Below are 3,285 nucleotides of genomic sequence, written 5' to 3' on the forward strand. Positions count from 1 at the left end.
TGTTATAGGTGCCATTCCATATTAGAATGGCACCTATAACAAATATGTATTTTATTTATAGGTGAATTAGTATTATACTATAGTTGCAAGTTGAGATAAGGAGAGGTGATTAGATAATGGCTACTAACAAAGAGTCAAAAAGCGTTCTCATAATCGGCGCTGGGGTATTAAGTACTACATTCGGTACAATGATTAAAGAATTAGCACCAGAATGGGATATTAAATTATACGAGCGTTTAGATCGTCCAGGCGATGAAAGTTCTCACGAGCGTCATAACGCTGGTACAGGACACGCTGCTTTATGTGAATTGAATTATACAGTTAGACAACCAGATGGTTCAATTAACATTGAGCAAGCGAAAGAAATCAATGAACAATTTGAATTATCAAAACAATTTTGGAGTCATTTAGTTCAAAACAAAACAATCAGTAACCCTGAAGAGTTTATTCGTCCGTTACCACACATTAGTTTTGTAAGAGGTAAAAATAACGTTCAATTTTTAAAAGATCGTTATGAAGCTATGAAAGAATTCCCAATGTTCGACAATATTGAATATACAGAAGATATTGAAGAAATGAGAAAATGGATTCCGTTAATGATGGAAGGTCATAGTGCAGGTGACATTATGGCAGCTAGTAAAATTGATGAAGGTTCTGACGTAAACTTTGGTGAACTTACGCGTAAAATGGCCAAAAACTTAGAAAAAGAACCTAATATAGATGTTCAATACAACCACGAAGTGATGGACTTTAACCAACGTAAAGACGGTAAATGGGAAGTTAAAGTACGTCAACGTAACAGTGGTAGTGTAAAAACACAACTAGCTGATTATGTATTTATTGGTGCTGGTGGTGGTGCAATTCCACTATTACAAAAAACTGGTATTCCTGAAAGTAAACACTTAGGTGGATTCCCAATCACTGGTCAATTCTTAATCTGTACAAATCCAGATGTTATACAAGCCCACGATGCTAAAGTATATGGTAAAGAACCACAAGGTACACCACCAATGACTGTACCTCACTTAGATACACGTTACATTGATGGTGAACGTACATTATTATTTGGACCATTCGCTAATATTGGACCTAAATTCCTTAAACAAGGTTCTAATTTAGATTTATTTAAATCTATTAAACCATATAACATCACAACTTTATTAGCATCAGCAGTTAAAAACTTACCATTAATTAAATACTCAATTGATCAAATCTTGATGACTAAAGAAGGTACAATGAATCATCTTCGTACATTCTATCCAGAAGCACGTGATGAAGACTGGCAATTATACAATGCTGGTAAACGTGTTCAAGTAATCAAAGATACACCTGAAAATGGTAAAGGCTTTATCCAATTTGGTACAGAAGTGGTTAATTCTGAAGATCATACTGTAATTGCATTATTAGGTGAATCTCCAGGGGCTTCTACCTCAGTATCAGTTGCATTAGAAGTATTAGAGAAAAACTTCCCTGAATATAAATCAGAATGGTCACCAAAAATCAAAAAAATGATTCCATCTTATGGCCAATCATTAATTGATAATCCTGATTTAATGAGACGGACACGTCAACAAACTTCTAAAAGCTTAAACCTAAACTATTATAGTAAATAGTAGTTTAATGCATAATAATTTTAAAGGATTGTGAAAAAATGAAAAAACTATTAGTAGTTTCAGTAATCGGCGCTATCGGTTTTTGCGCTTTAAAACGTTATCAAAAACACGTGAATAAAGCACCGAATATCGAATATTAAAAACAACTAACAATTGTAGGGCTTAAATTAAGAGTTTAGAACGATCCCCACTCTTAATTGTAAAAAGACGAATTCGCTTAAGCGGATTCGTCTTTTTTATTTTCTATATTATTAAGCATACTACAAGTTCTGTTCTACTCTCCCTTAAACGAATTAACGCTATTTAAATCAATAAAATTCATATTCCTCAAAATTCATTCCAAATATAATTTTATATAGTATTATTTTTATATGTTAACCATTTCATAAAACTTAGGAAGCTCATATGACAAAATATCTATTGTTATTAGGTGCAAATTAGTTTTTAAGAGAACGTTCTTAGGCTGGTGGCAAAGCAATCGGTGATTTTCAAATATGGACAGCAATTCAAAATGCAAAATATAAGTACCATGCGTAATTTTTATTATGCTCAACAATCCTTTCATTTCATTATATTTGTTCTCTGCAATTGTTTAGTATAGTCTTCTTCTTTAAAATCTGGAAAACGTTCAACTGCTTGTCCTTTTGAACCAAGTGACTTATACCAAACTTCATCAGGTATACCCTGATTATAATAGAACCCCGTGTATGTATAATTTCCAATTAGTAGACTCATGCGATTAAATAGCATGCTTTTCCAATAATTGATTTCGTAACTTTTTGTTAAATCCAAAAATGAGTCAGTTTTCTCAAAAATCAAAATATAAGTTTTCTAATATAGAGTAATTAAACGGAATCTAATCTTACAAATCATTTATGTTTACAGATTCAATATGTTGTAGTTGGGTAGATTATAGCAAACCTCCTTTTGTATAACTCTACTATTTATCTGTTGATTTTTCACACCAAAATATTAAAAATGTAGAACCTAATAAACTCACATATTCAGACTTTTGCCATAAAAAAGCATTTTTCTTTGTGTCTGATAGGTATATATCTTTATATAAATTAAATCCACCTATAAAAATGTCACAAAAATAACAACAGACTTCATTTTTTTATACAATCATTCTTATTTTTTCCATCAGTTTTTTATAATACTGCAAGTAAATAAGGGTAACAAGACCAGACAATAAAAATGCCAAGCTGAATCATAAAAGTAAACCTAATTGTCCAATTCCAATATGAAATAGCCCGAAAAAATCTTCACTATAACCAGTGAAACCTGCTACTTGAATAAGTATAAAAACAACAAATATAAGAGCCAAAAACCATGGCTTTAAAAATTGAACTATATCTTTAGGTTTAATCAATTTAATTTCTCCTCCTAAGATTTACTCAAAAAATTCATAATGAATATTATTGTTCAACATCGTTTTTTTAGTTTTATTTGTGATACGCTTCCCTTTGTTAGTGATATTGCTAAAAAGATATGCACCTTTTGTCTTTATATAAACAATTATATTACTTTTCGTATATTTATTATTAAAAATATTTAGATCGAGATGGGTTATTGTTTATCTCACTTCGTTTGTCAAAATAAGCTAGACAGTTTACCTACATCCATGTAACTCATAAATACTTCCAACGGGGTTTGATAATTCAATGACTTT

General features: G+C 30.9%; 4 protein-coding genes. 2 read left to right on the forward strand and 2 right to left on the reverse strand.

Annotated features, from left to right (window positions below; genetic code table 11):
• Positions 1–116 precede the first annotated feature (116 nt).
• Both lqo and CD129_RS13485 read left to right on the forward strand, forming a co-directional pair.
• Positions 117–1,613: an L-lactate dehydrogenase (quinone) gene (gene lqo / locus CD129_RS10080; RefSeq protein ID WP_115336954.1), complete on the forward strand. Its 1,497-nt coding sequence runs from the start codon at positions 117–119 to the stop codon at positions 1,611–1,613.
• A gap of 38 nt (positions 1,614–1,651) precedes the next feature.
• A complete protein-coding gene (locus CD129_RS13485) occupies positions 1,652–1,753 on the forward strand; it encodes an SE2200 family small protein (RefSeq protein WP_019468545.1) in 102 nt (33 codons plus the stop codon).
• 421 nt (positions 1,754–2,174) lie between these two features.
• Here the strand turns inward: CD129_RS13485 and CD129_RS10090 are convergent, their stop codons facing one another.
• Entirely contained in the window at positions 2,175–2,432 is a 258-nt protein-coding gene (locus tag CD129_RS10090) for a hypothetical protein (protein ID WP_115336953.1), read from the reverse strand.
• A 391-nt stretch (positions 2,433–2,823) separates the two neighbouring features.
• Positions 2,824–2,985 carry a hypothetical protein gene (locus CD129_RS13235; protein WP_160149099.1) on the reverse strand — a complete coding sequence of 54 codons (162 nt, stop codon included), beginning with the start codon at positions 2,983–2,985 and terminating at the stop codon, positions 2,824–2,826.
• Positions 2,986–3,285: the final 300 nt, after the last annotated feature.

This window comes from Mammaliicoccus fleurettii (assembly GCF_003970575.1).
In the GTDB taxonomy this organism is placed as follows: Bacteria; Bacillota; Bacilli; order Staphylococcales; family Staphylococcaceae; genus Mammaliicoccus; species Mammaliicoccus fleurettii.